This window comes from Turicibacter sanguinis, from assembly GCF_013046825.1.
GTDB classification, from domain to species: domain Bacteria; phylum Bacillota_I; class Bacilli_A; order MOL361; family Turicibacteraceae; genus Turicibacter; species Turicibacter sanguinis.
In genome coordinates this window covers 2,496,853-2,523,318 of sequence record NZ_CP053187.1, presented here as the reverse complement: position 1 = coordinate 2,523,318, position 26,466 = coordinate 2,496,853, and the positions used below count along the sequence as shown (strand labels likewise).

24 protein-coding genes, 1 pseudogene and 1 other annotated feature are annotated in these 26,466 nt (G+C 34.8%); of the genes and pseudogenes, 3 read left to right on the top strand and 22 right to left on the bottom strand.

Annotated features, from left to right (window positions below):
* Nucleotides 1-107: 107 nt before the first annotated feature.
* From HLK68_RS12265 to HLK68_RS12245, 5 genes and pseudogenes are all read right to left on the bottom strand, one after another.
* A pseudogene (locus HLK68_RS12265) lies at nucleotides 108-1,051 on the bottom strand (IS30 family transposase).
* Between the two features lie 165 nt (nucleotides 1,052-1,216).
* Complete coding sequence (locus tag HLK68_RS12260; RefSeq protein ID WP_006785084.1) at nucleotides 1,217-2,035, bottom strand: PTS system mannose/fructose/sorbose family transporter subunit IID; 819 nt, start codon at nucleotides 2,033-2,035, stop codon at nucleotides 1,217-1,219.
* Nucleotides 2,025-2,792, bottom strand: a complete 768-nt coding sequence (locus HLK68_RS12255) for a PTS mannose/fructose/sorbose/N-acetylgalactosamine transporter subunit IIC (RefSeq protein WP_006785083.1) — start codon at nucleotides 2,790-2,792, stop codon at nucleotides 2,025-2,027. The genes HLK68_RS12260 and HLK68_RS12255 overlap by 11 nt, the downstream gene beginning before the upstream one ends.
* 20 nt (nucleotides 2,793-2,812) lie before the next feature.
* Entirely contained in the window at nucleotides 2,813-3,289 is a 477-nt protein-coding gene (gene agaV, locus HLK68_RS12250; RefSeq protein WP_006785082.1) for a PTS N-acetylgalactosamine transporter subunit IIB, read from the bottom strand.
* A gap of 83 nt (nucleotides 3,290-3,372) precedes the next feature.
* Nucleotides 3,373-3,816 carry a PTS sugar transporter subunit IIA gene (locus HLK68_RS12245; RefSeq protein ID WP_006785081.1) on the bottom strand — a complete coding sequence of 148 codons (444 nt, stop codon included), beginning with the start codon at nucleotides 3,814-3,816 and terminating at the stop codon, nucleotides 3,373-3,375.
* A 402-nt stretch (nucleotides 3,817-4,218) separates the two neighbouring features.
* Between HLK68_RS12245 and HLK68_RS12240 the strand changes: the two genes are divergently transcribed.
* Complete coding sequence (locus tag HLK68_RS12240) at nucleotides 4,219-4,548, top strand: hypothetical protein (RefSeq protein WP_132942621.1); 330 nt, start codon at nucleotides 4,219-4,221, stop codon at nucleotides 4,546-4,548.
* Here HLK68_RS12240 and HLK68_RS12235 read toward each other — a convergent pair.
* The 3 genes from HLK68_RS12235 to HLK68_RS12225 form a co-directional block, all read right to left on the bottom strand.
* The gene (locus HLK68_RS12235) at nucleotides 4,540-5,031 is read right to left on the bottom strand and encodes a GNAT family N-acetyltransferase (RefSeq protein WP_006785079.1); all 492 of its coding nucleotides are present in this window, start codon (nucleotides 5,029-5,031) and stop codon (nucleotides 4,540-4,542) included. The two genes, HLK68_RS12240 and HLK68_RS12235, sit on opposite strands and share 9 nt — an antisense overlap.
* Nucleotides 5,032-5,083: 52 nt before the next feature.
* Nucleotides 5,084-5,848, bottom strand: a complete 765-nt coding sequence (locus HLK68_RS12230) for a class I SAM-dependent methyltransferase (protein WP_129821704.1) — start codon at nucleotides 5,846-5,848, stop codon at nucleotides 5,084-5,086.
* Nucleotides 5,849-6,260: 412 nt separating this feature from the next.
* Complete coding sequence (locus tag HLK68_RS12225; RefSeq protein ID WP_132942622.1) at nucleotides 6,261-7,712, bottom strand: DUF4352 domain-containing protein; 1,452 nt, start codon at nucleotides 7,710-7,712, stop codon at nucleotides 6,261-6,263.
* Nucleotides 7,713-7,992: 280 nt separating this feature from the next.
* Between HLK68_RS12225 and HLK68_RS12220 the strand changes: the two genes are divergently transcribed.
* The gene (locus HLK68_RS12220; RefSeq protein WP_238843597.1) at nucleotides 7,993-8,712 is read left to right on the top strand and encodes a GNAT family N-acetyltransferase; all 720 of its coding nucleotides are present in this window, start codon (nucleotides 7,993-7,995) and stop codon (nucleotides 8,710-8,712) included.
* A gap of 188 nt (nucleotides 8,713-8,900) precedes the next feature.
* On the opposite strand, the gene HLK68_RS12215 is transcribed toward HLK68_RS12220, so the two are convergent.
* From HLK68_RS12215 to HLK68_RS12200, 4 genes are all read right to left on the bottom strand, one after another.
* Nucleotides 8,901-9,446 (bottom strand): class I SAM-dependent methyltransferase, encoded by a 546-nt coding sequence (locus tag HLK68_RS12215; RefSeq protein WP_006784865.1) that lies wholly within the window; start codon nucleotides 9,444-9,446, stop codon nucleotides 8,901-8,903.
* A 139-nt stretch (nucleotides 9,447-9,585) separates the two neighbouring features.
* Nucleotides 9,586-10,587, bottom strand: coding sequence for an isocitrate dehydrogenase (NAD(+)) (locus tag HLK68_RS12210; RefSeq protein WP_006784864.1), 1,002 nt, complete (start codon nucleotides 10,585-10,587; stop codon nucleotides 9,586-9,588).
* A 1-nt stretch (nucleotide 10,588) separates the two neighbouring features.
* Nucleotides 10,589-12,508 (bottom strand): aconitate hydratase, encoded by a 1,920-nt coding sequence (locus tag HLK68_RS12205; protein ID WP_132942623.1) that lies wholly within the window; start codon nucleotides 12,506-12,508, stop codon nucleotides 10,589-10,591.
* Nucleotides 12,499-13,881: a beta/alpha barrel domain-containing protein gene (locus HLK68_RS12200; protein WP_006784862.1), complete on the bottom strand. Its 1,383-nt coding sequence runs from the start codon at nucleotides 13,879-13,881 to the stop codon at nucleotides 12,499-12,501. Before HLK68_RS12200 ends, HLK68_RS12205 begins: the two co-directional genes overlap by 10 nt.
* Before the next feature lie 278 nt (nucleotides 13,882-14,159).
* Here HLK68_RS12200 and HLK68_RS12195 point away from each other — a divergent pair, with 278 nt between their 5' ends.
* Complete coding sequence (locus HLK68_RS12195) at nucleotides 14,160-14,579, top strand: hypothetical protein (protein WP_006784861.1); 420 nt, start codon at nucleotides 14,160-14,162, stop codon at nucleotides 14,577-14,579.
* 210 nt (nucleotides 14,580-14,789) lie between these two features.
* Here HLK68_RS12195 and HLK68_RS12190 read toward each other — a convergent pair whose 3' ends face one another.
* From HLK68_RS12190 to HLK68_RS12145, 10 genes are all read right to left on the bottom strand, one after another.
* Nucleotides 14,790-15,368, bottom strand: a complete 579-nt coding sequence (locus tag HLK68_RS12190) for a DJ-1/PfpI family protein (protein WP_055164721.1) — start codon at nucleotides 15,366-15,368, stop codon at nucleotides 14,790-14,792.
* Nucleotides 15,369-15,890: 522 nt separating this feature from the next.
* Nucleotides 15,891-16,889, bottom strand: a complete 999-nt coding sequence (gene trpS / locus HLK68_RS12185; protein ID WP_006784859.1) for a tryptophan--tRNA ligase — start codon at nucleotides 16,887-16,889, stop codon at nucleotides 15,891-15,893.
* Between the two features lie 60 nt (nucleotides 16,890-16,949).
* Nucleotides 16,950-17,161 (bottom strand) — a binding site (T-box leader).
* 40 nt (nucleotides 17,162-17,201) lie between these two features.
* Nucleotides 17,202-20,444 (bottom strand): DEAD/DEAH box helicase, encoded by a 3,243-nt coding sequence (locus tag HLK68_RS12180; protein WP_055164723.1) that lies wholly within the window; start codon nucleotides 20,442-20,444, stop codon nucleotides 17,202-17,204.
* A gap of 103 nt (nucleotides 20,445-20,547) precedes the next feature.
* Nucleotides 20,548-21,396, bottom strand: a complete 849-nt coding sequence (locus HLK68_RS12175) for an aminoglycoside 6-adenylyltransferase (protein WP_006784857.1) — start codon at nucleotides 21,394-21,396, stop codon at nucleotides 20,548-20,550.
* A 210-nt stretch (nucleotides 21,397-21,606) separates the two neighbouring features.
* Nucleotides 21,607-21,756 carry a hypothetical protein gene (locus HLK68_RS12170; RefSeq protein WP_155225906.1) on the bottom strand — a complete coding sequence of 50 codons (150 nt, stop codon included), beginning with the start codon at nucleotides 21,754-21,756 and terminating at the stop codon, nucleotides 21,607-21,609.
* Nucleotides 21,757-22,016: 260 nt separating this feature from the next.
* Nucleotides 22,017-22,847 (bottom strand): DUF2680 domain-containing protein, encoded by an 831-nt coding sequence (locus HLK68_RS12165; protein WP_132942624.1) that lies wholly within the window; start codon nucleotides 22,845-22,847, stop codon nucleotides 22,017-22,019.
* A 472-nt stretch (nucleotides 22,848-23,319) separates the two neighbouring features.
* Nucleotides 23,320-23,571, bottom strand: coding sequence for a metallophosphoesterase family protein (locus tag HLK68_RS14830; protein WP_353734598.1), 252 nt, complete (start codon nucleotides 23,569-23,571; stop codon nucleotides 23,320-23,322).
* A gap of 40 nt (nucleotides 23,572-23,611) precedes the next feature.
* Nucleotides 23,612-24,475, bottom strand: coding sequence for a metallophosphoesterase (locus HLK68_RS12155; protein ID WP_237701272.1), 864 nt, complete (start codon nucleotides 24,473-24,475; stop codon nucleotides 23,612-23,614).
* Nucleotides 24,476-24,489: 14 nt separating this feature from the next.
* On the bottom strand, nucleotides 24,490-25,905 hold the full coding sequence (cls, locus tag HLK68_RS12150) for a cardiolipin synthase (RefSeq protein WP_055164731.1): 1,416 nt from the start codon (nucleotides 25,903-25,905) through the stop codon (nucleotides 24,490-24,492).
* Between the two features lie 36 nt (nucleotides 25,906-25,941).
* Nucleotides 25,942-26,442 (bottom strand): DedA family protein, encoded by a 501-nt coding sequence (locus HLK68_RS12145; RefSeq protein WP_006784903.1) that lies wholly within the window; start codon nucleotides 26,440-26,442, stop codon nucleotides 25,942-25,944.
* Between the last annotated feature and the right edge of the window lie 24 nt (nucleotides 26,443-26,466).

Genomic DNA, 26,466 nt, shown 5'->3' with positions numbered 1-26,466 from the left:
TTATTCTTAATACATACTGAGATACCTTTATGAAGTTGTCAAAATAAAAGAATATTATACATATAAAAGCGTCATCAATAAGGAAGTTGTTTTTAATTGACGAATTGTCAATACAAATGCGACAGTTTCTCATGAAATAGCTCGAATGAAGTTTTCCAACCTAAACATTTTCGTGGTCGATGATTAATGAGGCAGAGTGCCTCATCAATCTCTTCATCACTGACTCGTGCTAAGTCTGTCTTCTTCGGGAAAATTCTCGAAGAAGACCATTGGCATTTTCATTACTGCCTCTTTGCCAAGACGAATAGTCATCTGCGAAGTAAACAGGAACCTTTAAATCAGCTTCTACTTTGGAATAACAAGCAAACTCTTTTCCTCGATCAACGGTATAAGTTTTAAAGGTATCTTTAGGAAAATGTTCATATAACTCACTAATTGCTCGGTACATTTCTAAAGCCGAGCGATTGTCTATTTTTACAGCCACATAAAAGCGTGTTTGACGTTCAACAAAGGTGGCTAAACAACCTTTACTTTTCCCACGACTTGAAACAACGGTATCCAACTCCCAGTGCCCAAACGTTTCACGGTTTTTGACTTCTTTAGGACGTTGATGAATCGAGGTTCCAATGTTAAATGGTCCGCGTGTTTCTCGAGGTTTTCGGCGTTTTCCTTTTTGTCTTAGACAGTTTAAATCTCCCAATAAAATCGTTCCATCATAAATCCAACGATAAATGGTTTTAAAGGAAATAACACCCTTTAAAACGGTATTAGAAATTTGTTCAGGTGACCAGGTTAGTTTTAAATGATGTTGGATAGTTTGAATGACTTCTTCAGATTTCGTCTCTGGACGATGACAACCTAAGCGACGTTTCCAAGCTAATTCATCTGCTAACTCAGCCTGATACGTCTGTTGAGTATTTCGTTTCAGTTCACGAGCAATCGTTGAATGATGACGATTTAATTGCACCGCAATTTGTCTCGCTGAATAACCCATTTTTGAAAGCACTTCTATACGTGTACGCTCAAATGTGTTAAGATGGTTATAACTCATAAATAGATCTCCTTGTTAAGAATTGGGTGTGGTAACTTCATTCTATAACAAAGATCCTATTTATGAGCTTTTTTTTATGTGTCGCACTTAATATTACAATCTGTCAAAAATAAAAACACCATGACTGGTCAAATTAAACCAATCACGGTGTTTTTATTTTACCCTTTAGAACAATCCGATAGCTGCTCCTAAAAGTCCTATAACCACAAGAACAGCAATGTTTACAAGCGGTGAAGCTCCTTTTTTAACTAAGCCATATAGACCAAAAGTTAAGCCTAATGGAAGCAAACAAGGCATAATTCCATCAAGAATTTCTTGAACGACAATAACTGATTCCCCATTTGGAATTTCAGCCGTAATTGGAACTCCTACATAAGATGCAATTAAAGCCCCTACGACAATTACCCCAAGAATGGTTGCAGAACGAGTAAATTCTTTCGCATATTTTGTGACAGTTTTTACTCCTTCAAGTCCTACTTTATAAGACCAATGCATTAATCCAAAACGTAGTGCAAATTGGACAACGTTAAATAGAATTAAGAAGATAATAGGTCCCATAATGCTTCCTGATAAAGACAGGTTAGCCCCGATCCCAGCAGCGATTGGAAGTAAGGTGAACCAGAAGATGGCATCTCCAATTCCTCCAAGAGGTCCCATGGCAGCTACACGCATTGCACGAATGGTTTGAATATCTGCTTTTTTCTGTTCGAATGAAAGCACGATTCCCATGACGAAGGTAATTAAGAATGGATGAGTATTGAAAAACTCAAGATTGTGTTTCATTGAAGCTGATAAATCATCTTTGTTTGTATGAATTTTTTTAAGTCCTGGCAAGATACTGTATAACCATCCACCAGCTTGCATACGTTCATAGTTAAATGAAGCTTGTAAGAATAAAGAACGCCAGACCATTTTATTTAAGTCTTTATTACTTAATTGTGGCGCCTCTTTTCGATCGACATAAGTTAATCCATTAGATGCCATCACTGCTCACCACCCTTTGAGATTTATTTTTAGTGCTCATTTGGAAGTCATAAACAGCAACAATAACACCTAAAATTGCAACTGCTAATAGTGGTAATTGTAAGTAAGCTACTAGGATGAATCCTAAGAAGACGAACATTAAGTACTCTTTGCTTAACATTACGCGAAGTAGAATTGCGAATCCAAGAGCAGGCATCATTTTACCAGCAGCAGATAATCCAGTCCATACCCAATCAGGTAATAAGGTTGTTAATTGTTCACCGACTGCACTACCGAATGCCATACCAGCTAATACGATCAGGGCAAATAATAACGCCAAAGCTCCCATCGCTAAGTAGTTGATACGATCAATTCCTTTTGTATCTGCATTTTCAGCACATTGGTCCGCTTTATGCATTAATGGTGACATAGCTGTAAAGAGAATCGTTACAGCATATTGTCCGAGTAATGCAAACGGAATCGCAAGTGGTAATGCTGCATCTACATCTAATCCTAAACTGATACCAAACACCGTTGCCATAACTCCCCCGATAACAGCATTAGGTGGTTGTGCCCCTCCGACTGGCATGGCACCAATCATCATTAATTCGTATGAAGCCCCAATTGCAAGTCCTGTTGTCAAATCACCCATAATTAACCCGATAACTGGTCCAACTACGATTGGGCGATACAATGACTCAAGGAAGTTGAACTGGTCGATCGCAGCTACCATCGTAACAATTACGATAAGTAACATTTGAAACGCATTAAGTTCCATTTCCTTTCCCCCTAACTAAACTAATTAAATAGTTTGTTTATATCATCAGCAGATTCACTAGGAACTCTGCGGATTTCAAGTTCAACTCCAAGCTCTTTTAATTCTTTAAAGGCTTGGATATCCGATTCATCCACGCAAACAGCTTTGGTTACTTGGTGTTTACCTTCTGCCATATGCATGTTTCCGATGTTCACCTTCTTAATTGGAACTCCTCCTTTTACAAGTCGTAAAACATCTTGAGGTGTTTCACAAATTAAGAAGATAAGTTGTGAGTCACTTGCTTTATGAATGACATTGATTGTTTTATCAATGGTGAAATAGCGTGTTTGGGCAAATGATGGTGCAGCCATATCCATCAAACTTTGTCTAAATTCATCATGTGCTACTTCATCGTTTGCCACTAACAATAAGTTAGCTCCTACGATTTTTGACCATTGTGTTGCAACTTGTCCATGAATTAAACGGTTATCAATTCGTGTTAATAAAATGTTTGGCATTACTAATTCCCCCTATTTTTATAACGCTTACATAAAAAATATATTCTTATTATTACAGATTATTCCTTTTTAAGGTCAGATTGTTAAATTCCATCTTGCTCACTCTCAAGATTATCTGATGCAGTTTTGACTTTATTAATCATCTCGAATCGAACACAAGATTCATGACTTTTATTGACTAATGATTGTGCTAACTCTTCAATTGACATCGTATCTTTTAAAAATAAGGCCTCCATTAAAGATCCAGTTGTAATCCCACATACAACCTCGATTCCTGGTTGCTGTTGGCTAAGGCCTGCTGCACATCGAAAGGGTGTTCCTCCAAGCAAGTCACAAATAAACACATAATTTGCCCCTACTGTTTCATCTAAAATCTGTTTAAACTTCGCTTTTAACGTTTCCTCAGTATCATCAATGAGGAAATCGACCGCATATAAATCTTCATTTTCTCCTGCAATGAAGGTTAAGTTACTTCGTATTCCCTTGGCATATTCCCCATGCCCTGTTAGTATCATCACATTTTTCACTTTCTCTTCCTCCTCTTCGTCGCTACACCCTTAGTTTACGATATCGCTTACACAATCTCAATATAATTAGGTGCCTTACGATAATTCGTCTATATTGAAGTCAAAAAAATCCAAATAGACGTTTTCTAATAATGAAGTTCCTCTCTTTTTACTAGGACTACCTTAAAGCCTATGCAATAAATGTCATAAAATATATGCCATCCTGGCATTTGATAAACGTTTTATTTGTACAAATAGAGAAAAAAAGAAAGCTTTCGCTTTCCTTTTTGTCTGTATTTTATGACATCTCTTAGCCTTTCAAAAATGAAACTGACGCTTGATTGTGATTATGATAGCACCTTGTATAAAAACAAAAGACCCAAGCCATCATAAAGATAATATAATCTGGGAGGATGAAATTCGATGAAAAAACTAGCTATCTTACTGATGATTTTCGTATTAACCGGTTGCTATTCGTCTAAGTGGGAACACACACTCATGGTCGAAGGTCATTTATATGTCACAACCGAAAATGTTGTCATGTTGAATATCGATTTGATTCGTCTTAAAAAGAGCGAACGATACGCAGAAATAACCTCGACCGTGACCTCAACTTCTACTCCCACTCAAAACGGTGAAGCAAACTTTGGAACCGTTGGCACACCGTATCTAAAATTTGATGATGATTATGTTTACGTCCGCCTAAATCATGAATGGATTCTCTTTAAAAAGATGGCAAAAGATTTACAATAATCGTTTCAAACGATATTCAAGCGCTTCTTCTTTATACCATTTTTCTTTAGTTAAGGTTGTAAATCCCATCTTCTCATAAAATCGCCTAGCACGATGATTATCTTTAAAAACCCAGAGGATGACTTCATGATAGCCGGCATCCTTTAATCGATTGAAAACCCAGTTCATTAACGTTATGGCACTACCATTTCCATAATATTTTACATCAAAATAAACGGCATAAATTTCAGCACAAGTTTTGGTAATATCTTCATCACGAGCAGTTCCAAATCCAATAAATCCTTCAATTTCAGTTTCATTCTCAATAACAATGATTTCATGAGGTTTTGCTATGAGACGTTCTCTGACATTTTTTGTTGCTTTTTCAACATCTAAAATGGCAAGTTCTTCATCCGATACAATGCCTTTATATGCCGTTCTCCATCCATTAATATTAATGGTGGCAATGCGTTTTGCATCTTTTAAATTAGCATAACGAATCATCAAAACTCCCCCTTTTACTGTAACTTTTATCAATCTAAAAAAGAAACTGATCTTATTGATCAGTTTCTTTTTTAGCGACGATTAAAAATCGATGACGTGTTATGTCAACGTAACCCTTTTCGTGTATTAGTCGATGAATAATTTCTAATCGATCATAATATTTCTCTACGCTAAAGTTAGGGACTTGTTGATTAATGACTTTTAAGTAATACACAATGGCACCAATATCATAAAAACGTGTTAAACTGATATCATCTTTTGCGACTTCAATGTGAAATCCAGCTTCTCTTAACTCATTAACGGCTGTACGTAAGCTCCAATTTGAAAATTCGCAAGGCTCAGCGTTTAACCAAAGATTAAGTTCACAATCATTTAATCCCCCAACTTGTTGGGTAATAAACACACCACCATCGTTTAAGAGGCGTGCGACTTCACAAGCATCAAAGGGTTCATGACGGTTGATCACAATATCAAATTGATTTGATTCAAGTGGTAAAATCTGATTACTATTTGCGTGAACAACCGATACTCCAAGAGGCTCAAGACATGTTTTCGCTACTGAAATATTGGGTTCATATCCTTCTGTTGCCACTGTTTTAGCTGGAAGTGGAGCAAGGGATGATAAAAATTCGCCACCACCTGTTCCCATATCTAACACCGAATGAGCCTCTTTAAAATAATCTTTAATAATCGTTGGTAAATGCCACTTCAGTGGAAACTCAACCATACGTCCTGAACGTTCTAAATAATCAAAGTTCCACCCTGTTAACGGCTGATTTTCTTCTTGTACTAAATAATCGTATAACCCTTTATTCATTTTTCTCATCCCCTTAATTAAGCACTCATTTCGTTGTATTTCCCCTACAACGTTACTATTAATGTCTTCCAAAATCACCTAAACAAGTTAAATTTTTTAACAGCTCCAAATCCTTAACTTGCAAAGAAGTATGGCAAATCATTTGCTTTTACTGTTTCCTAGTCTCCTACGGTATCCCCTATATAAATAGGTACTTATAAGTGATGATATTTCCTGATTAATTTAATATTCTCTGATTTATCAAACTTCAGACCTGGCATTTGAACCTGTTTCACTTAAAGGTTAAAGCGTCCCATCTAAATCAAAAATAATTGAATCATCATCTCACCCCGTATTAATTCATATTATACACCTAGGACACAAAAAAGACACGCTTTTTATGGCGAAAATTGTAAAAAGCGTGTGATTTATTTTATGATAGCGGAATCACCAGTTTTTGTGAGTGTTCCCATTGACTAGGAGAATAGATTAAGGATAATTGAGTATCAAAGTCATCTATTTCAAAGATTAAAAGTCCCTCTATTGATGATTCCATTGCCAAGGATCCACTTTTAAATTCATGATCATTGTCAATGAGCGTTAAACTAGGAAGTATCAATTCACCCTTATCCGTTAATAATTTAAAATCATAGGCACTATAGTTTTTATCTGTCTCACTTCTATTTTCAAGTTGTACATCGATGATAATAAATGATTTTCCATCTTTCGCTTTGCTATAAGTTGTTTCATTGACTTTATCATATGAAAAAACAGTTAGAATCATGTTTTCTAGTTCAATAGGAACGAGTCGTTCTCCGAACAACCAATTCTCATTAAATGACAACGAAGGGGTTAAGGTATTTTTGACTTCATGTTCTAATTCTAAATTAACACTGAGCGTTTCTTTTGAAAATAGCGTTGGAAGTGTATAATAAAGCATCAAATTTGTAGCGTTTTTAGGAATTTCAAACATTAAACTTCCCTCAATGACCCCACCACTAACGATTTCAGTCATTTTTAATAAATTTTCCGTTTCAATTAAAGACGTCATGGGTTTAAGCTTTTGATTGTATTGATCACTTAGTTCAAAATGATACGGGAAAAAAATAAGCGTATCGTCAGTCTTATTTTTTAACATTAAGTCTACTTTTACATACTCGTATCCTTTTTTTGGCGTACTCAACTCTGTTTTATTTAGGCGTTCTACCTTTGTGACCTGTAAGTCAATCGATTCATTTGTGACCATATCTCCAATTCCCATGACTTTCGGCTGACTGACGACCTGTAATGCCTCAATTTCTAAATCAAAGGTAATGGATGCTAACGCATTGGTTGCTACTGGTCGGTACTCGAATGAATATCCCTCATCTAGCGGATAGGTATAAATCAACGTTCCACTCACTTCATCGCCCGGTGCTAATTCCCCGGCCTTTAAGGTGGTCTCATCATCGACGTTTGGAACCAAACTTCCCCCTGTATTTGTTTTTAGAATAAATTGATAAGGATTATATGCTAACACCTCATCAGAATGGTTTTGAAGAACGATGTTAATTGATAAAATTTCTTCTGTTTGATTGACACTATTCAGTTCAAGCGTCGTCTCATGCAACGTTCCCACTTCACCTATTTGATAAATCACTTTTTCTAATGGCTTCGAGCTTTGTGAGCGAGTACTGCTAGCTGCTTCAGTGACGCTAATCATTGGATTTTCATTTAATGCGTATAAAAAAGAACATCCTATGATTACCCCACTGAAGGTAATAAGAATATTTTTACGATTTTTCAGGTGTGGAATTCCCCACTTAATTACAATATCTGGACTGAAGATTCCCGTCATTAAACAGATAAAAGCTAATAATAAAAACATTGAGGTGATATTTGGCATTGTTGTTCCCCCCATTTTGCCGAAATACTTTAATCTTCTTCATTATACCTTACACCTTCGAGTTTACTAAATAAGAATCAATTGTGATATAAAGATCAGGATAAGAATTCCTTGCTAATTATCTCGTAAAATCTCTTTCGCCGTATTGTTTTGTCACCAATTTGACGATACTGTCAAAAATTCTAAGATTGGTAATTATTTTATTTTTTCCATTATATGTTATACTTGTCTGAGATGAGAGGAAATGGAGCGTTTAAAATGATCAATAAAATCATTCATTGTGAATTGGCCTATAGCCGTTTTTTTTTCAAAAGAAATCAAAACTGTTCATGGAATTCGATTTACTGATTCCGAACTACTCGATATGTATGATCATAATTATATGTATCTTCCAAAAATTTCAACAAATATCATAACTCAAGAAGTCTTAGATTGTTTTAAGACACAAGATTTTTGTAAACTCGTTTCATATGAACCTCCCATCGATTCTATCCCAAATGGTGAGATTAGCTTAATGGGGGTTTATCAATTCGATTGGACAGAAGTTTTAAATCTAAAAGACCGAGATGATTTGGTGATTGAGGTACTAAAACAGATCGATACTGTGGCAGATTTAATCGCATGTGATTTAGCTCATGATGAACAAACCTTAGGTTATGATTTTTGTGTCCGTCGTGCGACTCGACGCAAAAATGTATACTTATCAAACGACGGTGTGGATTGCTATATCGCTTATTATAAAGGTCATCCCATTGGAAAGTGTGACTTATTTATTCATGATGAAATAGCTAAAATCGAAGATTTTGGTGTAAATCCATGCTATCAACATCAAGGATTTGGAACGGCTATTTTAAAATCTATGATTGAAACAGCTATTCAACAAAATTGTCAGCTCATCTATTTAGTCACAGATGAAGAGGATACAGCAAAAGACATGTATCAAAAACTGGGCTTTCATAAAATTGCACAGCGAACAGACTATTTCTTTAAACGTCCATAACTTCTAATCCTCAAAAAAAAAACGCTAATGATTAGTAATAGCGCGTTTTTTAATTTCTTTGAATCATTAATCGAATGAGAGGGAGTGAACTTGTTTTCTCTTCATCTAAAAAACAAACCAAACCTCTCCTACTTCCCCTATCACCCGATGTAAAAAGAGCCTTCTTTAGAAAGAGGCTCTTTTACTTTTTATTTTTTTAAGAGTAAATGGTAACATTCAGATCCGTTATTTTGCGTGAAAGTTGTCACCTTCTTATACGAGATCACACTAAAATTTTGAATCAGCTTTTTTGAAAGGAAGGTATTTGGCAATGTCATGTAACATTCGCCTCCTACTTTCAAAATACGATATACTTCCTTAAAGACTTGAATCATTTCATCCTGATTTAATTCATGTAAGCAATCGTATGCTAAAACACAATCAAAACTTTCATCTGATAAAGAAAGAGACGTTAATGGACCATGAACGTACTTCATTTCTAAACCTAACTCATTTACTTTTTCTAATAATTCACTCAAACTATCATTTTTAGATTGATATGCCGTCACTGTGTAGCCATCTTCTGCAAAGAATAAGGCGTGACGCCCCGTTGCACATCCTAAATCTAAAAAACGGTCTAACTTACGAAGTTCCCAACGTTTACGTAGATAATACGTTTCTTCTGCTGGATTTTTCCAAATTAAAGTTTCATCATTCTCCCATTTGACTTCCTTTATTTGATCCTCTTGTTTCATTATGTGTTCCTCCAATGCCCTATTCTAAATAATACATAAATACCCCTTTATGCAATTTATTAGAAATTATAACATATTTTGTTAGTTATTTCATCTATAATAACACAGAAAGGACACGAAATGTCAAAAAATACAATAATTATTTGATTATTTTTTCAATAATCTGTTCAGTAAAGGAAGAAAGTGTTGCTTCTCCACCTACGTCTTTTGTTAAATATAGACCGTCCTCATAAACTGCCATCATTGCTTTTTCAATCTGATTGGCATAAGAACTTAAATTCAAATGGCGTAACATCAAAATACTAGATTGTAAAAGAGCCGTTGGGTTTGCTATATTTTGTCCTGCAATATCTGGTGCACTTCCATGAACAGCTTCAAAAATGGCTACTTCATCTCCTAAATTAGCTCCCGGTACTAATCCAAGTCCGCCAACCAAGCCGGCACATAAATCTGATAAAATATCGCCATATAAATTTCCCATTACTAAGACATCCGATTTTTGAGGATTCATCACTAAGTTCATACACATTGCATCCACAATTTGTTCATGATAATCAATTGATGGATAGTCCGCTTTAATCTTTCGAACACAGTCTAAAAATAATCCATCACTTAATTTCATAATGTTTGCTTTATGAACAGCTGTCACCAGCTTGCGATGTTGTTTAATCGCTAAATCAAAGGCTACTTTTGCAATTCGTTCACTAGCCTTTTTCGTGACAATCTTAATGCTTTCAGCTGCCACATCGCCGATTTGATGTTCAATGCCAGCATATAAATCTTCGGTGTTTTCTCGCACAACTACTAAATCAATATTTTCATACCGTGAAGTAATGCCCTTGATGGATTTAATTGGACGAATGTTAGCATATAAATTGAACGTTTGCCGAAGTGTAACATTGACACTGCGAAATCCAAATCCAATTGGAGTTGTAATCGGACCTTTTAACGCCACCTTATTTTTTTCAATGGAATCAATGACAGCACGTGGTAATGGTGTTTTTTCAACTTCCATCACATGAGCTCCAGCTTGAACAATCTCCCATTCAATTGGCACTTTAGCAGCTTCAAAAATTTTAACAACTGCCTCACTAATTTCAGGTCCAATTCCATCACCAGGAATTAACGTGACGACTCTCATTTTACTCTCCCCTTTCTTGCTTAATCAAATTAATGGCTCCACCCGCAAGAATCATTTTACGTTCTCTCTTTGATAATAAGAGTCTTGTTTTAATATAGCGGTTTTGCGTGACATTATAAACCATCACCAATGGTTGTGCCTGTGTCACCAGATGAGTTAAATCTTTTAATTCTAAAACGTCATTTTGATTCATCTGATCATAATCTTTATCTTCAACAAACTCAAGGGGCAAAATTCCCGAATTAATAAGATTTGATCGATGAATTCGGGCAAATGATTTCGCAATAACCCCTTTGATGCCTAAATACAAGGGAACGAGCGCAGCATGCTCTCTTGATGAGCCTTGTCCATAATTAAGCCCCGCGATAATAAATCCACCTTTTTCACTCATTGCTCGGGTTGCAAAGGTTTCATCAACGGTTTGAAAGCAGTACTGACTTAAATAGGGAATGTTTGACCGATACGGTAACAGTTTAGCATTTGAGGGCATAATATGATCGGTTGTGATATGATCCCCTACTTTAATCAAAGCTTTTTTAGTTAGATAAGCAGATAAAGGTTCATTCAAAGGAAATGGTTTAATATTCGGTCCTCTTTTGATGTCTCCTTGTTTGTTAGGTGAAATAATAGATAAATCATTGATTTCAAAAGAATCAGGCTGTGAAATACCTAGTTTTTCGTTCATTGGATTGATTAGGACTCCGGCAAGAGCAGAATAGGCAGCTGTTTCAGGTGAACAAAGGTAGACATTAGCAGATAAGGTGCCACAACGTCCATAAAAATTACGGTTAAACGTTCTTAAACTGATTGCATTTGTTGCCGGTGATTGTCCCATTCCAATACACGGTCCACATCCAGACTCTAATAATCTAGCCCCACTTGCAAGGATATCAGCTAGTGCTCCATTTTTAGCAAGCATCGTCAATACTTGTTTTGACCCTGGTGAAATGACTAAACTGACATCAGGATGAACCGTCTTTCCTTTTAAGATGGTCGCGACTTTCATGAGATCTTGATAGGAACCATTTGTACAACTTCCAATTGCTACTTGATCTACTTTGATAGTCCCCACTTCTTCAACCGTGCGAACAGCATCTGGAGAATGAGGACAGGCAATAAGCGGTTTGAGTTCATCTAAGTTAATCTCATACACTTCATCATAATGAGCATCCTCGTCTGGTGATAATTCATGATAATCTTCAAGGCGATTTTGCGCTTTTAAAAATTCTTTCGTTGTTGCATCACTTGGAAAAATTGAGGTTGTAGCTCCAAGTTCTGCTCCCATATTGGTAATGGTTCCACGCTCGGGAATACTTAAGTTACAAACGCCACTTCCCGTGTATTCAAGGATTTTTCCAACGCCACCTTTAACTGTCAGTCGACGTAAAACTTCTAGTATGATATCCTTAGCACTGCATCCTGGCTGTAAGGTTCCACTTAACTTAATATTAACCATCTTTGGCATTTTAAAATAATAAGGAACACCTGCCATTGCTTTTGCAACATCTAATCCTCCCGCTCCAATGGCTAACATCCCAACGGCTCCACATGTTGGTGTATGAGAATCACTTCCAATTAAAGTTTGACCTGGAACTGAAAATCGTTCAAGATGTACTTGATGACAAATTCCATTTCCGGGTTTTGAAAAGTAAATGCCATATCGATTTGTTACGGTTTGCAAATATTTGTGATCGTCTGCATTTTCAAATCCAACTTGTAATAAATTATGATCGACATAAGCGACTGAACGCTTTGTTTTGACTTCATCGATGTTCATGGCTTCTAATTGTAAATAAGTCATGGTTCCAGTTGAGTCTTGTGTTAACGTTTGATCAATCTGAATGCCGATTTCTTCTTCTTTTTTCAATTTACCTGATACTAAATGGTTATGAATGATTTTTTGGCTCATGGTTAATCCCATAAATATTCCCCCACTTCATTTTTTAAAAAATGGATGTAATCATCGAGTTCTTGATCAGATATGATTCCGATTCGCCCCTGTTCAAACTCATGATCCACATATTCTTTTAATTGCGTTACGATTTTTGAACTTTTATTAACTTGCTGTTCTTTCGTTAATTGATAATAAGTGTTAATCCAATGAGCAATGCCTGCTAATCCAGAATGAGCAGAAATGGCAACGAGTGGTGGTCGATTTAAAAACTTGTTGGTGTCAAAAATGTTATAAATCTCTTCATCTTTTAGTAAACCATCTGCATGAATACCTGCTCGTGTTACATTGAAATTTTTTCCGACAAAAGGGGTGCTTGGACTAATCTTCAGTCCAATTTCATGTTCGTAATAAGAGGCAATCTCACTGATGACGGTCGGATCCATCCCATCTAGTGTGCCACGTAAGGAAGCATATTCAAAAACCATTGCTTCAAGTGGCGTGTTACCCGTTCGTTCTCCAATTCCAAGCATTGTACAGTTAACTCCTGATGCACCGTACAGCCAGGCATTTGATGAATTATTCACCGCTTTGTAAAAATCATTATGTCCATGCCACTCAATCCATTCGCTTGGAAAATGTGCATGGTGGTTTAATCCAAAGATAATTCCTTGAACAGAACGTGGAAGTGCTGCTCCTGGATAGGTCACACCATACCCCATGGTGTCACAAGCTCTTATTTTGATCGGTGTTTGACTTTCTTCACTTAATTGTCTTAAAGCCATTGCTAAAGGAACAACAAAACCATAAAAATCAGCTCGTGTAATATCTTCGAAATGACAACGAGGTATAATTCCTACGTCTAAAGCTTGTTTAACAATTCCTAAGTAGTGATCAAAGGCCTGCTTTCGTGTCATGTTTAATTTTTTAAAAATATGATAATCAGAACAAGAGAGTAATATTCCAGTTTCTTTTAGTCCTATTTCTCTAACGAGCTTAAAGTCGTCTTTATTCGCTCGAATCCAAGACGTGACTTCTGGAAATTCATAATCGAGCTCTAAACAACGATAAACGGCTTCACGATCCTTTTTAGAATATAAAAAGAATTCGCTTTGACGTACTTTTCCCTGTGGCCCACCTAGTCGATGAAGCATTTGATATAACGTTGTAATTTGATCAACGGTATACGGTGCTCTTGATTGCTGTCCGTCTCGAAATGATGTATCCGTTATAAAGATTTCATCTGGCATATGGATTGGTACGCGGGTATGATTAAACGTCACTTTAGGGATTTCTGAATAAGGATAAATATCTCGATACAAATTGGCATCTTTTATATCGTTTAAGACATAATTAAACTCAATGGCCTCCATTAAATTTGAACGCTTATTATATTCAATCAAGGCGCTCCCCTCCTTAACAATAATTACCAAATATAGGTATTTAGGCCTATTTTAACACGTTTTATCGCAAAGGGAAGAGCCTCGCATCGATAAATTAAAACAGGACAAATCTAGACTTCTCTTTTTAAAATGTAAGGGAATACATCATGAATTCTGATTGGAAATAGACTTTTTTGTGCGAAAAATGTAAAAAAACTATAGTTTTTCTGTTTACAATGTAAAAATCATATGTTAAATTAGATAACGTTCGCTAAAAAGTTGAACAATGGAGGAATTATATGAGATTACAACAAATGTTATTTGCGGCATTTGCCTCTAGCGTTTTATTGATTGGATGTTCTAAACCAGTCGATGCTTCGGCTTATGACCAAACAACAATCGTTGATCATGATCATGATATGAAATCAGATATTTCAATCCTTGTTGAAACAGAAATGATGATTTCAACTTTAAACAACGATTCAAATTTTAGCTTTCAAACTTTATATCATAAATCAAATGACGCTTCTTTATCGTTCTTAAACGAAATGAAGTCTCTTGATAATCTGTTGGAAAATCACTTAGGTTCTGATAGATTTAAAATTTGTTCATTAAATGGAAACTATTATCTTTCATGTGAAAAAGCAATTCAATTGTTTCATAAAGAAGAAGAAATCATGATTAATGGCGAATATATCAAATTAAATCGCTATCCTTAAATTCCTATGTTCCTGCCTTTTGACGGCAGTTTTTTTTATGTTCAAAATAAAAAGGTTGTGCTGTTACAACCTTTTTATGATGTATTTTTATTTGGAGAAGCTTATAAATGCAGTTATCTAAAAAAGGATATCTGGTCAAGATAAAAGCATGTAAAATCGGCTACGATGAGTCGCAGATTAAATCATCATTAAATACAGGGATGCATCAGACTAATGACCTTTGACAAGTTTTGAAAATTCATGCTTTTCTTGCTGTGACTGAAACAATTTAAACCAAGCGCATATTTCTAATGCAAAGTCCACAAATGCAATTCCTTGGGCTGTAATGACATGACGATCACGTACTAAGCGTTTTGAAACATAGTTTTCACGCGGAAAAGGATCGTCCATATTATAAAAAAGGGCTTCTTCTGCACTCCATTTACTGATTGGCGTGGTATAAGTCATGTAATCTAAAACCCCTGCTTTTGCAAGCATAACCGTTCCAGCGCTACAAATTCCAGCTAATAGCTTCCGTTCTTTATGAATACGTTGAATCAGTTCGACTAATTCTAAGCGAATATCGTTATTCCATCCCCCACATAAAATTAATCCTTCGACGTCTTCTTTTAAAACTTCTTTGATTGTATATTGTGGCTGATAATGAAGGCCTGATTGTCCCTCAACTGCATCGTCGGTATACGCAATTGTCATGATTTCTTTTCCTGCATCAGCGTGCAGAAGATGACTGATAAAGGTTACTTCATAATCTGCCATTCCTTCAAACATGAATATTAAAATCTTCCCCATTGAAATCCCCTTAACATTGTTAAATTTATCCTCTTTTTGAGGTCATTAATTTCATTGTAGAGTAAATGCCTTTTAAATGTCAACGTTTGATGGCCATCTCATCTCTTAAAAGACCTCAAGATTCGAGAATTATTCAATGTTTCGATAAAATTTGCTACTTATTTTCTTTGATTTATCAAAAAAAGTGATATCTTGAAGTTTCATCCCATTCATCAATCCAAGCCCCATCAAAAATGGTAGGCCCTAAAAGCTGTAACTAAATATGAAGTTGCCGATTGGTTGCTAGGAATTCATTTTTGAATGCCTAGCAGCCAATTTTTATTTAATTTCATGATTATATTTTTGTAATTATTTCTATTTATTGTCAATTTATCATCATATGTAACTCCATATTACTTTACAAGAGAAGTAGCTGTTAAGGTTCTTGATGTTTAATGTGAAGTCATGAAAAAAGCACCGTAAATATCCGATTTAAAATCGAACATTTACGGTGCATCTCGCCTATCATTCGTTTAGAAAAGATTATTTTTTACGACCTAATCCCATTTTATGTTCTGCTTTTTTCACTTTTTTAAACGCTAATTGGTTTGCTCTTTCGGCTCCACGATCCAATACTTCATCAATGATTGGAGAATTTAATAATTCTTTCATACGTTGTTGAATGGGTTCAAGTTCTGCAACTACGACCTCTGCTAAATCAGATTTAAATGTTCCATAACCTGCTCCATCATAGCGAGCGACTAATGAGTCAATACTTTCTCCTGTAATGGTTGAATAAATTTCTAATAAGTTTGAAATGCCTGGTTTGTTCTCGCGATCAAAGGCAATGATACCATCTGAATCTGTCATCGCTGATTTGATTTTTTTACGAATAACATTTGGTTCATCTGTCATTAAGATAAAGTTACGGGCGTTATCATCTGATTTACTCATTTTTTTGGTTGGCTCTTGTAAAGACATAATACGAGCACCTGTTTTAGCGATTAAAGGCTCAGGAATTTTAAACGTTTCTCCAAATCGATTATTAAAACGTTCTGCAAGATCTCTGGTTAATTCTAAATGTTGTTTTTGATCATCTCCAACAGGGACAAAATCTACATCATATAATAAAATATCAGCTGCCATTAAAACAGGATACATAAATAAGCCAACACCAATTCCTTGTCCTTTTGCACTTTGTTTTTGCGATTTATCTTTAAATTGTGTCATACGTTCAAGTTCACCCATTGACGTATTACAGGTTAACATCCATGCTAGTTGTGTATGGGCTGGAACTTCAGATTGCACAAAAATTGTTGCTTTTTCTGGGTCTAGGCCACACGCTAAATATAAGGCCGTTAATTCTTTAATCTTCTTACGTAATTCTAAGCGATCTTGAGGGACAGTAATCGCATGTTGATCCACGATAAAGAAAAAACACTCATGTTCATCTTGTAATTTAACAAAGTTTTTTAATGCCCCTAAATAGTTTCCGATTGTTAAAGTTCCAGATGGTTGAATTGCTGATAAAATTCTTGACATAATTTTCACTCCTTATTAATGGTAGAGAACAAAAAAAGTCCTCTACCTATGTACACATAGATAGAGGACGATATATTACCGCGGTGCCACCTCAATAGATAAACTTAATTTATCCACTTTAGTCTTGATAACGGAAGAATCCGAGTTCCCTACTTTCACATTCAGGTTCCACTCATGAGCCCATTCATTCGCTTGATTTATCGATTTCCACCAACCATCGACTCTCTGTAAAATCAGATGACGAACTACTATTTCTCAATCAAAGGTTTATTATATATTTTTATTGTATGACTTTACCATTCATCTTGTCAATTAAAAATCATGGTGTTCTTCAAATAAAGCACTTAATTCTTCTGTTGAAAGTTTACTAATAAACGTTTCCCCTTCTTTGACAATGGCTTCGGTTAAATCACGTTTTTGTTCCTGTAACACTTGAATTCGTTCTTCAATTGTATTTTTAACCATTAATTTAAAGACTTGAACTGTTTTATCTTGTCCTAAACGGTGAGCTCGGTCAGTTGCCTGATTTTGAGCACTCATGTTCCACCATGGGTCATAGTGAATCACAACATCTGCCCCTGTTAAATTAAGTCCTGTTCCACCTGCTTTTAATGAAATTAAGAAGACTTTCGTATCGTCTTGATTAAATTGCTCCGTTAAAGCTAAACGATCACTTGTTTTGGTTGCGCCTGTTAAGGTTAAAAATTTAATTTCTTTAGCTTTAAGCTCACGCCCTAAAATCTCTAACATCGAGGTAAATTGCGAGAAAATTAAAACCTTATGACCTGATGCAATACAATCTTGAACTAACTGCATACATAAATTTAGTTTCGCACTTTCACCACGATAATTTTCAAGATAAAGTGACGGATGACAGCAAAGTTGGCGTAAGCGCATTAATAAGGCTAAAATTTTAATTCGACTACGTTCTACCCCAACTTCTTCAATTTCATGATGCATTTCTTGTTTCATTTGAGATAGCATCGCATAGTACAAGTCACGCTGCGTTTTTCCCATTTCACAATACACGTTTGTTTCGATTTTATCTGGTAATTCTTTTAAGACATCTTTTTTCAAGCGGCGAAGGATAAAAGGAGCCACTTGTTGGTGAATGCGAGTTAATAAATGTAAGTGATGATGTTTTACGATTGGGGCTTCATATTTTTTCTTAAACTGTGAATAAGATCCAAAGTATCCCGGAAGAATGAAGTCAAAAATTGACCATAAGTCTGCTAATGAATTCTCGATTGGCGTACCAGTTAAGGCAAAACGGACTTCACTTCGAATTCGTTTCACTGACTTAGCATTTTGAGTCGTATGATTTTTAATAAAATGAGCCTCATCTAAAATACAGAAGCGATATTGTTGTGTTTCATACACTTCAATATCTCGGCGAATTAAGTCGTAAGAGGTAATAACAACATCATAATCTGTTGAGGTATTAATTAAATCTTGTCTGACAGTTGGTTCTCCTGTCACAATTAATACGTTTAAACTTGGCGCAAATTTCTCAATTTCGCTTTTCCAGTTATAGATTAATGAACTAGGTGCCACAATGAGTGAGGGTTTTGTACTTTCTGATTGTTCAGATAAAAGAACTGAAATAATTTGCAAGGTTTTTCCAAGTCCCATATCATCGGCTAAAATTCCACCCATTTGATATTTAGCTAAGGTTTTAATCCATCTAAACCCTGTTTTTTGATAACGACGAAGTGTTTTTTGCAAAGGTTCAGGCACGATAAAATCGGCATCTTCGACTAATTTAAATTCACGGACCATCGATTTAAAGGAAGCATCCCTCACGGCATGCAAAGTTTCGTGATGTTGAATGAGTTGATCTAAATAAAGCGCACGATATTTTGGGATCATCACTTCTGCCTGTCCAAATTCGTTATCTTTTAAGTTTAAATCGTCGACAAAGGAAGCCAACGTTTCAACGTAATCATTTTGTAAGTTAATAAATGATCCGTCTTTTAGTCGGAAATATTTTTTATTTAAGCGATAAGCCGCTAATATTTTTTTGTATTCCGATGCGTCAAATTCTAAATCTTCAAAATGAACATTTAACCACTCACTTTGCAAACGGATTCCAACAGATAAAGATTTGGGTTCTTTAATTTTAATCCCTTTAAATGTTTCTGAAGCATAGACCTCCCCTATTTGTCTAAGTTCATTAATCCCTTCTGTTAAAAACGTATACGTGGCTTCTTCATCTTTTAATAAATAGGTTCCCCCAGGTATTTTTTCAAAATGGAACGTTTCAAGCATTGCCAACACCTTGGCTTCTTTGACAACATCACGAAGAATTTGCTTACTTTCCTCCGTATTCGGTTGGTTGGCATCGATATGAATATCGCCATAGCGATACTGAACACGTAATCCAATATTTCCTTTAAACTCTGAATCTAAATAAAAACCAAAGGTTAGAGGATAGACTTTAAATTTTTGATAGAGTTCTTCAAGTGCAGTATCACGAATGTAAGGCTTAATTTTAGGTAAAACCAGTGATAAAAATTTCCCCATCGTTTCATTGGAAATTTTAAGTCCAAATGAAGTTGCTTCTGACATTTTTTCAAGTAAAGGAATAATATTTTGAACAAACTCTTCATGACAGCGATACATTTCTCGCTCTTGGAGTAAATAGGTATAATTTTGTCCTCGAATGATTAGATATTGACCTAAATTATGTCTTAAATAATAAGTACTGTCTTCTTCTTCAATTTGGAATTCAATTTCTGGTTCTTTCGAATGAAGGGTAATCGTTTCACAATTATAATACTCAATACTACAAGCAATTGTTTTACGTAAGTTTAAGTCATAAAACGTATCCAAACTAGACGGCGTTAAAAACAATTGACGTGCTTGTCCTGGTGATAAACCAAATTGTTTCAAATAGACGCGATCTTCTACAACACGATCCCAAATAAATTTCACTAAGGGACGTGACCGTTCATCAAAATGATTCATCGTATGTTTAAACTCTAACTCTTTTCCATAAGAGATAATACATTCACATTCTAAGTCAATAACAAATCGATATAAATCTCTGATGACATACGGTCTCGTAATCCCCATACTAACTTCTAAAGAAGGTTGATTACGACTACTAATCACTAGTTTAGGATACATCGTGACTTGTTGAGGATACATTTCATAATTCAGTTCACTTGTCAAATTTGTTTCATATGTATCTAAAACTTTAGAAATGAGATCATCATCCTCGCTTAACCCTGAATGAATCACTAATCTATTTTTAATTTGATCGTCATATAAACGCAATAAAAGAGCAATTACATGCTTACATGAACCAAACTTTGTATGAAACCCTCCGCAGTCACACATATGATGGGTGACTTTCCCCTGCTCATTAATATTCAAATGGACATGAAATAAATCTGGATCTTCTATAACTTCAGCAAAAACTTGATAATCATCTACCTTATCATAAATAATGTAGTATTTAATCGTTGCTCCAAAGTTATAAAAGGATTGTGCACGTGAAAAAACAGCTGGATTTGCAGCCATGCTTTTAATCATATTTAAATTTAAGTTCACGCCTATCACTCTCCTTACGACAACTTATCTCTTAATTTTACCATAAATTAGTCTAGAGATAAATGGAAGTTCACGATTAATTTAAAAGTCAAATCCTGTTTTATTAGTATAGACAAATTAAGTTACCTTTATCCGTTTGTTGATGATTTAAAAAATGCTGTAACTGTGTCAAAAGAGTCTCTTTTAAATAGATGATCTTTGCATTATTCATTTCATAATCCATGATATCTGAATAATTATTAATTAAGTTTTCACCGACATTTAAATAAGTATTCAGACGGTTATAATCATTTTTTTCTCTCATAGAAGGTAAGTTTTTTTTTGCGTCAGTTACTAAATTTTTAATGTTATTTACTTCCTCAAATGTAAATAACTCATCACAATAGCTTAACCATTGTGTCAAGCTAATCACAATGGGTTCTAATATTTCCGACTCAATCTTTAAGATTTCAATCATATTATGATTCTTCATGAGTCGAACTGATTTTAATAAAAAGATATAAAACTTCTCAATAACTTGAATAAACTCCATTTGATCAGGTAATTCATACCATTTTCCATACTTTATTCCTTCTAATTTTATTTGCTCTTTTTTGAATTGATGATCCTTATCAATCAATAACCTCATGCGTTTTTCTTTTAAATAATTGAAACTTAAATGATCTGAGATGAACAAAAATTGGACGGACCATCCCATTTCATAAACGGCACAGTAATGTAAAATAGGGTGGTCCCCATTTAATTTATATTCACATTCCGCATGAAAGACTTTTCCAAGCTGCTTTAACCAATTCGTGTCTTTTAGAAAATTATAGATATTAGGAGTGAAGATGACAAATTTATATTCTAACCGTTCCGTTGCAATCTCATGTCTCTCATATAAAATTAGGCATCTGATCAAGTCATCCATGATACAATACGTATAAATATCCCATAAATGATGATCTAGCATTAGACTCCCCCCTTCCTATATTAAATTTTATGTTGAATTAGCAATTATCATGTCAATCAAAAATCCTTATTTTTCCCGTTTGGCTGACTTTTTTGAGTGTTTATTTGAATCAGTTCTTCTCTTTTTTTTATTCTTCTATTAATTAGAGAATTGTCTAATTTTCTAATTTTTAAATCTTATATCTGTTGAAAAGAAAAAAAGGCTAATGCCTTATTTACGATCGCGATAGCCTCTTAGTCTTGCAAAATACGTTTTATTTTTTTGTTCAGTTTCCCCTAACTTTAATTGGTATGTGTGATGAATCGAAGACTGGATAATTTTTTGTTGTGAAGAGGATGTGTGTACTTTCTGTTCTTTCATACTAACACCTCAGCTAATCTATAGTTCTATGATACTATATGCAAAGAACACCTATGTTGCAAGTCCTGTTCTTCATCTCTGTGTATCGAATTGACTCCGATCATCCGTTATCGAAACTCAAGCTCTAACCCTTTCGTAAAAAAATAAATTGGTTTCAAGTTTGAAAGTCTCCTACTCAGAATTCTAGCACTAAAAAAAGGAATGCCAATTCAATGAGGCATCCTCTTAGTGTCGGTTATATATAATAAAATGATAAATTCTTAGTCTTCTTGAATTTTAGAACCTTTTTCAGCAATATTCTCTGATTGATTCTCTTTGAGATTTCCTTTATTTTCAGCTTCTTTTTGAGTTTCAGGAACTCTTGATTCTGTTGTTCCTTTATTTTCAGTCTCTTGTCGAGCTTCAGGAGCTTTTGATTCTGTTGTTCCTTTATTTTCGGTCTCTTGTCGAGCTTCAGGAGCTTTTGATTCTGTTGTTCCTTTATTTTCAGTTTCTTTTCGAGCTTCAGGAGCTTTTGATTCTGTTGTTCCTTTATTTTCAGTCTCTTGTCGAGCTTCAGGAGCTTTTGATTCTGTTGTTCCTTTATTTTCAGTCTCTTGTCGAGCTTTAGGAGCTTTTGATTCTACTTCGCCTTTTTCAGTTGAAGCGTTTTGTGTTTTAGAAGTTTTAGATTCTTCTTTTGTCTCAGATTCTGGTTTAGGGGCTTTTGGTCCTCGAGGCCCAGCTACCCCAATAAACATTTGTTCATTACGAGCTTTTTCTGAAAATTCAGCCATATATTTTTGCATAGCTTGTGCTTCATCTTTTGAAATAATTCCATATTCAACGTATTTATCTAATAACTTGACTTTAGCCACATTCACTTTATCAAATAAGTCGTAGATTTCTTTTTTCTGATCTGCAGTTAACGCATCAAATTTTGCTTGAGCTTCTTTAAATTTTTGTTCATGTTTAGCCATTTCAGCCTTTTGATCTTCTGTTAATTGCTGTGATACTGAAATGACGTCATCATTTTTTTCAGCAGCTTGTCCATTTATGCCACCTAGGCCAACAAGCATACAGGCTGTAAAAATTGAGATTACTTTTTTCACAAAAAACACCTTCTTCAAATAATTCTTACACAACCGACAAAATTAGTTTGAGCATTTTTTGTCGATTATTGTGTGCCAACTTCTTCTTTATCAGATAATATTTAGAAATTAAAAACAGACAACAAAAAAAAGCAGAATCACTCTGCTTTTATCGTCCATATAAACCGGTTTTAAGTTCATGAATATTAACTTCTTTATCTGGTATTTTGACTCATTTGCTAGCTCAATTGCCGATTCAATATCGTATTTAAGTCAATAAAACTGAATAGAAAAGTCTGCTTCTTGTTGGGAATTTAAAATTCCCTCTAAGATAACATAGGCGGCCATTGGGATTAAATCGAAAGAATTTCCAACACTTCTGACATTAAATAACACTCTTTCGTCGCGTAAATATTGTAAATAATCACCCTGAATACCGCACTATAACTCACGAGGATTAGCATGAAATAAACGAATATACCGTCCGCTTAAGTCAAATCCAGTAACTTCTCGAAGAGTTCTCAATATTTCTAATCGTCTCCCACCGAATGCATGTCGGTATTACCAAAATAAAATCTTCCCAATTTCCTTTTGCAATAACTTGGCACTTTTTTAAATAGAGATCAACCACTTCCTTTGATTGTGACCCTTTTCCAATCATATCACCTAAACAAAAAATGGGTTTTTGTTCAATATCATGCAAGACGACCTTAAGAGAAGGCATATTTCCATGTCTATCAGAAATAAGGGCAAAGTTTCACTTTTCTCATTTATATTCTCCCGACTTATTCAGGATTGATCTCAATCATCACCACATCTGGTCGATTAAACAAACGAAGTCTTCCTAACCCTCGACTTACAATCAGATTTGACGAATTAAATCGATAATGTCCCCCACTATATTTAGGAAACAATTTGCGTTCAGGGGATAGAATCCCTCCGATAAAAGGTAGTCTTACAGCGCCTCCATGAACATGTCCGCAACAAATTAAATCAACTTCATGTTCAAGATAGATCGGAATTAAAAATGGGTTATGCGCAAGTAGAATATTATAATGATGCGGTGATGTGGGCTCTAGCACATCAGAAACCTTTTTAATAGGATGAATATCATCAATTGCTGAAATTTTTTCTGGGACGGCACAATAATGAGCCAATGGAACGGTTAATCCTTGAATATGTAACTTTACATCTTGTAGTTGAATCAGATTCGTGTCATTTTTCAAGACATGCACTCCCAATGCTCTTAAATCATTTAAATAAGTCTCATACCACCCATTTTCTAGATTGAGCGTATCATAGCGTGCTGTTAATTCATGATTTCCTTCGATATAATACATTGGAATTTGATCACTTAATGCCGCTGCAACTGATAAAAAGGCATCCCCATTATGATCTGTTGAACTAATCATATCCCCTGTTGTCACAATTAAATCCGGTTTAAGTTCCCGGACTTTTTTAATCAGTCGCTCATTATTAACTCCGAATTCTTTAGAATGCAAATCGGATAAGTGAACAATTTTTATTTTATGCTTGAGTTTCTCTGTTTTAAGATAGAACGTACTTACTTTTAACGTTTCTAATTCGAAATATAAAAATCCTATCCCAAACAGTAGTAAGGCTAACAGCATCATAAGTCTTTCACACACCCTTTCCCTGTCCTTTATAAAATCATCGAGATGACGCGATAAATACTTTCTTCCATTCTTACCCACCATCGCTTATTTAATTCGTATGAGTCATCCACTATTAAACAATTCTCCAAATCTTTATTAAATTGATGATTTAACTGCTCTGTAAACGTTTCATTATAAACAAAAGCACTAATTTCATAATTAATTTTAAAACTTCTTTGATCCATATTAGTTGAACCAATACAACTAACTTTGCCATCAACTGTCATAATTTTTGAATGTAAAAACCCTTTATATAAATAGACGGTAATTCCTGCTTCTCGTAACTCTTTAATAAATGAAGTAGTCGTTCGATAAACGTAGTGATGATCCGCAATCGTTGGAATCATCACCTCTACCTTAACGCCTGAATAAGCAGCCATTTTTAACGTCTCGAGAAATAAATTATCCGGTATAAAATAAGGGGTTTGAATTTGAATCGACTTCATGGCTGTTTGAATCATTTTTACCATCCCTGATTTAATATCATCCGTACTCGTATCGGGTCCATCACTCACAATTTGCATTTCACACTCTTTCTCACCCCTATGAGATGAGAAATAATTCTTGAATTTTGTTTTAATCTGATTTTCTTCTTCAACATCATCACAAACCATGAAATAATCACGTAAAAAACGGAGCTGTAAAAAACGAACGGATTCACCTATGATTCGCAAATGAGCATCTCGCCAAGGAGAATATTTCGGATCTAAAGACATATATTCTTTTCCAATATTCATTCCTCCCATATAACCTATTTTACCATCAATCACCACAATTTTACGATGATTACGATAATTATAATTTAATCCAACTAAACGTATTTTAGCAGGGTGAAAATTATAGACCTTTCCGCCTGCTCGAATAATTGGATCAAAAAAATGCATCGGTGTTCCAAAGCATCCCGCCCCATCATAAATAACGCGTACTTCTACCCCTTCGTGTGCCTTTTTTGCTAATAAATTGACAAATTCAGTTCCGAGTTCATCTTGACGAATAATAAAATATAGAAAATGAATAGATGTCGTGGCTTGACTGATATCTAAATACAGTTGCTTATACTTTAATTCCCCTTCAGAATAAAACGTCAAATCATTATATCGTGTTAACTTCGCTTGATTAAATTGACGATTATACCGCATAATGGACCTGATAGGTTCATCAACGTTTGATTCATAATGTAAATCACTCACATTTTCTTCAATGGTATCAACTAGATTCACTTTCTTTGACACTTTTGGTGTTCTTTCAAAAAGTAGATAAAAAATAAACCCAATGACCGGAATAAAAACTAAAACAAGTATCCAAGCCAATAATAAAGAAGGTTCTTTTCGTTTATAAAATATTAAATTCCCAATTAAAAAGAGATTAATTAGTCTGATTATAATTAAAAGAAACGCGATCATATTGCATCCTCCAACTAAAAAAATCCCCCTTTATTATTATTTTAAAAATAAATAACCAAATGCATAGCCTGCATAGATAAACACAATATTCCATATGGCAATCCCTGCCATTGAATAAAGACTAAATGAGACGAAGTTCATTCGAAGCGTTCCCACTGTTAATGAAATCAATGTTCTAGCAACCGGAATAAGCCTGGCAATAAATACCCCTTTATTTCCATGGCGATCCGTATACCCAATCGCCTTATCAATAGACGGTTGTAAATTGACAAACTTTTGATAAAATTTATCTAAAATGGGTTTCCCTAAAAAATAACCAATAAAATATAAGACATAGCTTCCTAATAAGCCCGCCATAATCGAAACAATTAAGGCGGTCATGAAGTTCATGTCACTGCTTGCAATTAAAATCCCAGCGGCAGGCATAATAATTCCAGCTGGTAGTCCAGGTAAATTCATATACTCGAGAAACACAATGATAAATAAAAAATATAAACCATAAGTCGAAAAGTAATCTAAAACTGTATATATATCCAATCCATTCCCCACCTTTTTGTCATT

What these genes read in the sequence shown, in the direction of transcription:
- cls (WP_055164731.1), bottom strand. Translation starts at nt 25,905, where the DNA reads ATGATCGCGTTTCTTTTAATTATAATCAGACTAATTAATCTCTTTTTA.
- HLK68_RS12260 (WP_006785084.1), bottom strand. Translation starts at nt 2,035, where the DNA reads ATGGCATCTAATGGATTAACTTATGTCGATCGAAAAGAGGCGCCACAA.
- HLK68_RS12205 (WP_132942623.1), bottom strand. Translation starts at nt 12,508, where the DNA reads ATGGGATTAACCATGAGCCAAAAAATCATTCATAACCATTTAGTATCA.
- HLK68_RS12170 (WP_155225906.1), bottom strand. Translation starts at nt 21,756, where the DNA reads ATGAAAGAACAGAAAGTACACACATCCTCTTCACAACAAAAAATTATC.
- HLK68_RS12210 (WP_006784864.1), bottom strand. Translation starts at nt 10,587, where the DNA reads ATGAGAGTCGTCACGTTAATTCCTGGTGATGGAATTGGACCTGAAATT.
- HLK68_RS12255 (WP_006785083.1), bottom strand. Translation starts at nt 2,792, where the DNA reads ATGGAACTTAATGCGTTTCAAATGTTACTTATCGTAATTGTTACGATG.
- HLK68_RS12190 (WP_055164721.1), bottom strand. Translation starts at nt 15,368, where the DNA reads ATGGGGAAGATTTTAATATTCATGTTTGAAGGAATGGCAGATTATGAA.
- HLK68_RS12175 (WP_006784857.1), bottom strand. Translation starts at nt 21,396, where the DNA reads ATGCTAGATCATCATTTATGGGATATTTATACGTATTGTATCATGGAT.
- HLK68_RS12215 (WP_006784865.1), bottom strand. Translation starts at nt 9,446, where the DNA reads ATGAAACAAGAGGATCAAATAAAGGAAGTCAAATGGGAGAATGATGAA.
- HLK68_RS12235 (WP_006785079.1), bottom strand. Translation starts at nt 5,031, where the DNA reads ATGATTCGTTATGCTAATTTAAAAGATGCAAAACGCATTGCCACCATT.
- trpS (WP_006784859.1), bottom strand. Translation starts at nt 16,889, where the DNA reads ATGTCAAGAATTTTATCAGCAATTCAACCATCTGGAACTTTAACAATC.
- HLK68_RS12225 (WP_132942622.1), bottom strand. Translation starts at nt 7,712, where the DNA reads ATGCCAAATATCACCTCAATGTTTTTATTATTAGCTTTTATCTGTTTA.
- HLK68_RS12230 (WP_129821704.1), bottom strand. Translation starts at nt 5,848, where the DNA reads ATGAATAAAGGGTTATACGATTATTTAGTACAAGAAGAAAATCAGCCG.
- HLK68_RS12240 (WP_132942621.1), top strand. Translation starts at nt 4,219, where the DNA reads ATGAAAAAACTAGCTATCTTACTGATGATTTTCGTATTAACCGGTTGC.
- HLK68_RS12195 (WP_006784861.1), top strand. Translation starts at nt 14,160, where the DNA reads ATGAGATTACAACAAATGTTATTTGCGGCATTTGCCTCTAGCGTTTTA.
- agaV (WP_006785082.1), bottom strand. Translation starts at nt 3,289, where the DNA reads ATGCCAAACATTTTATTAACACGAATTGATAACCGTTTAATTCATGGA.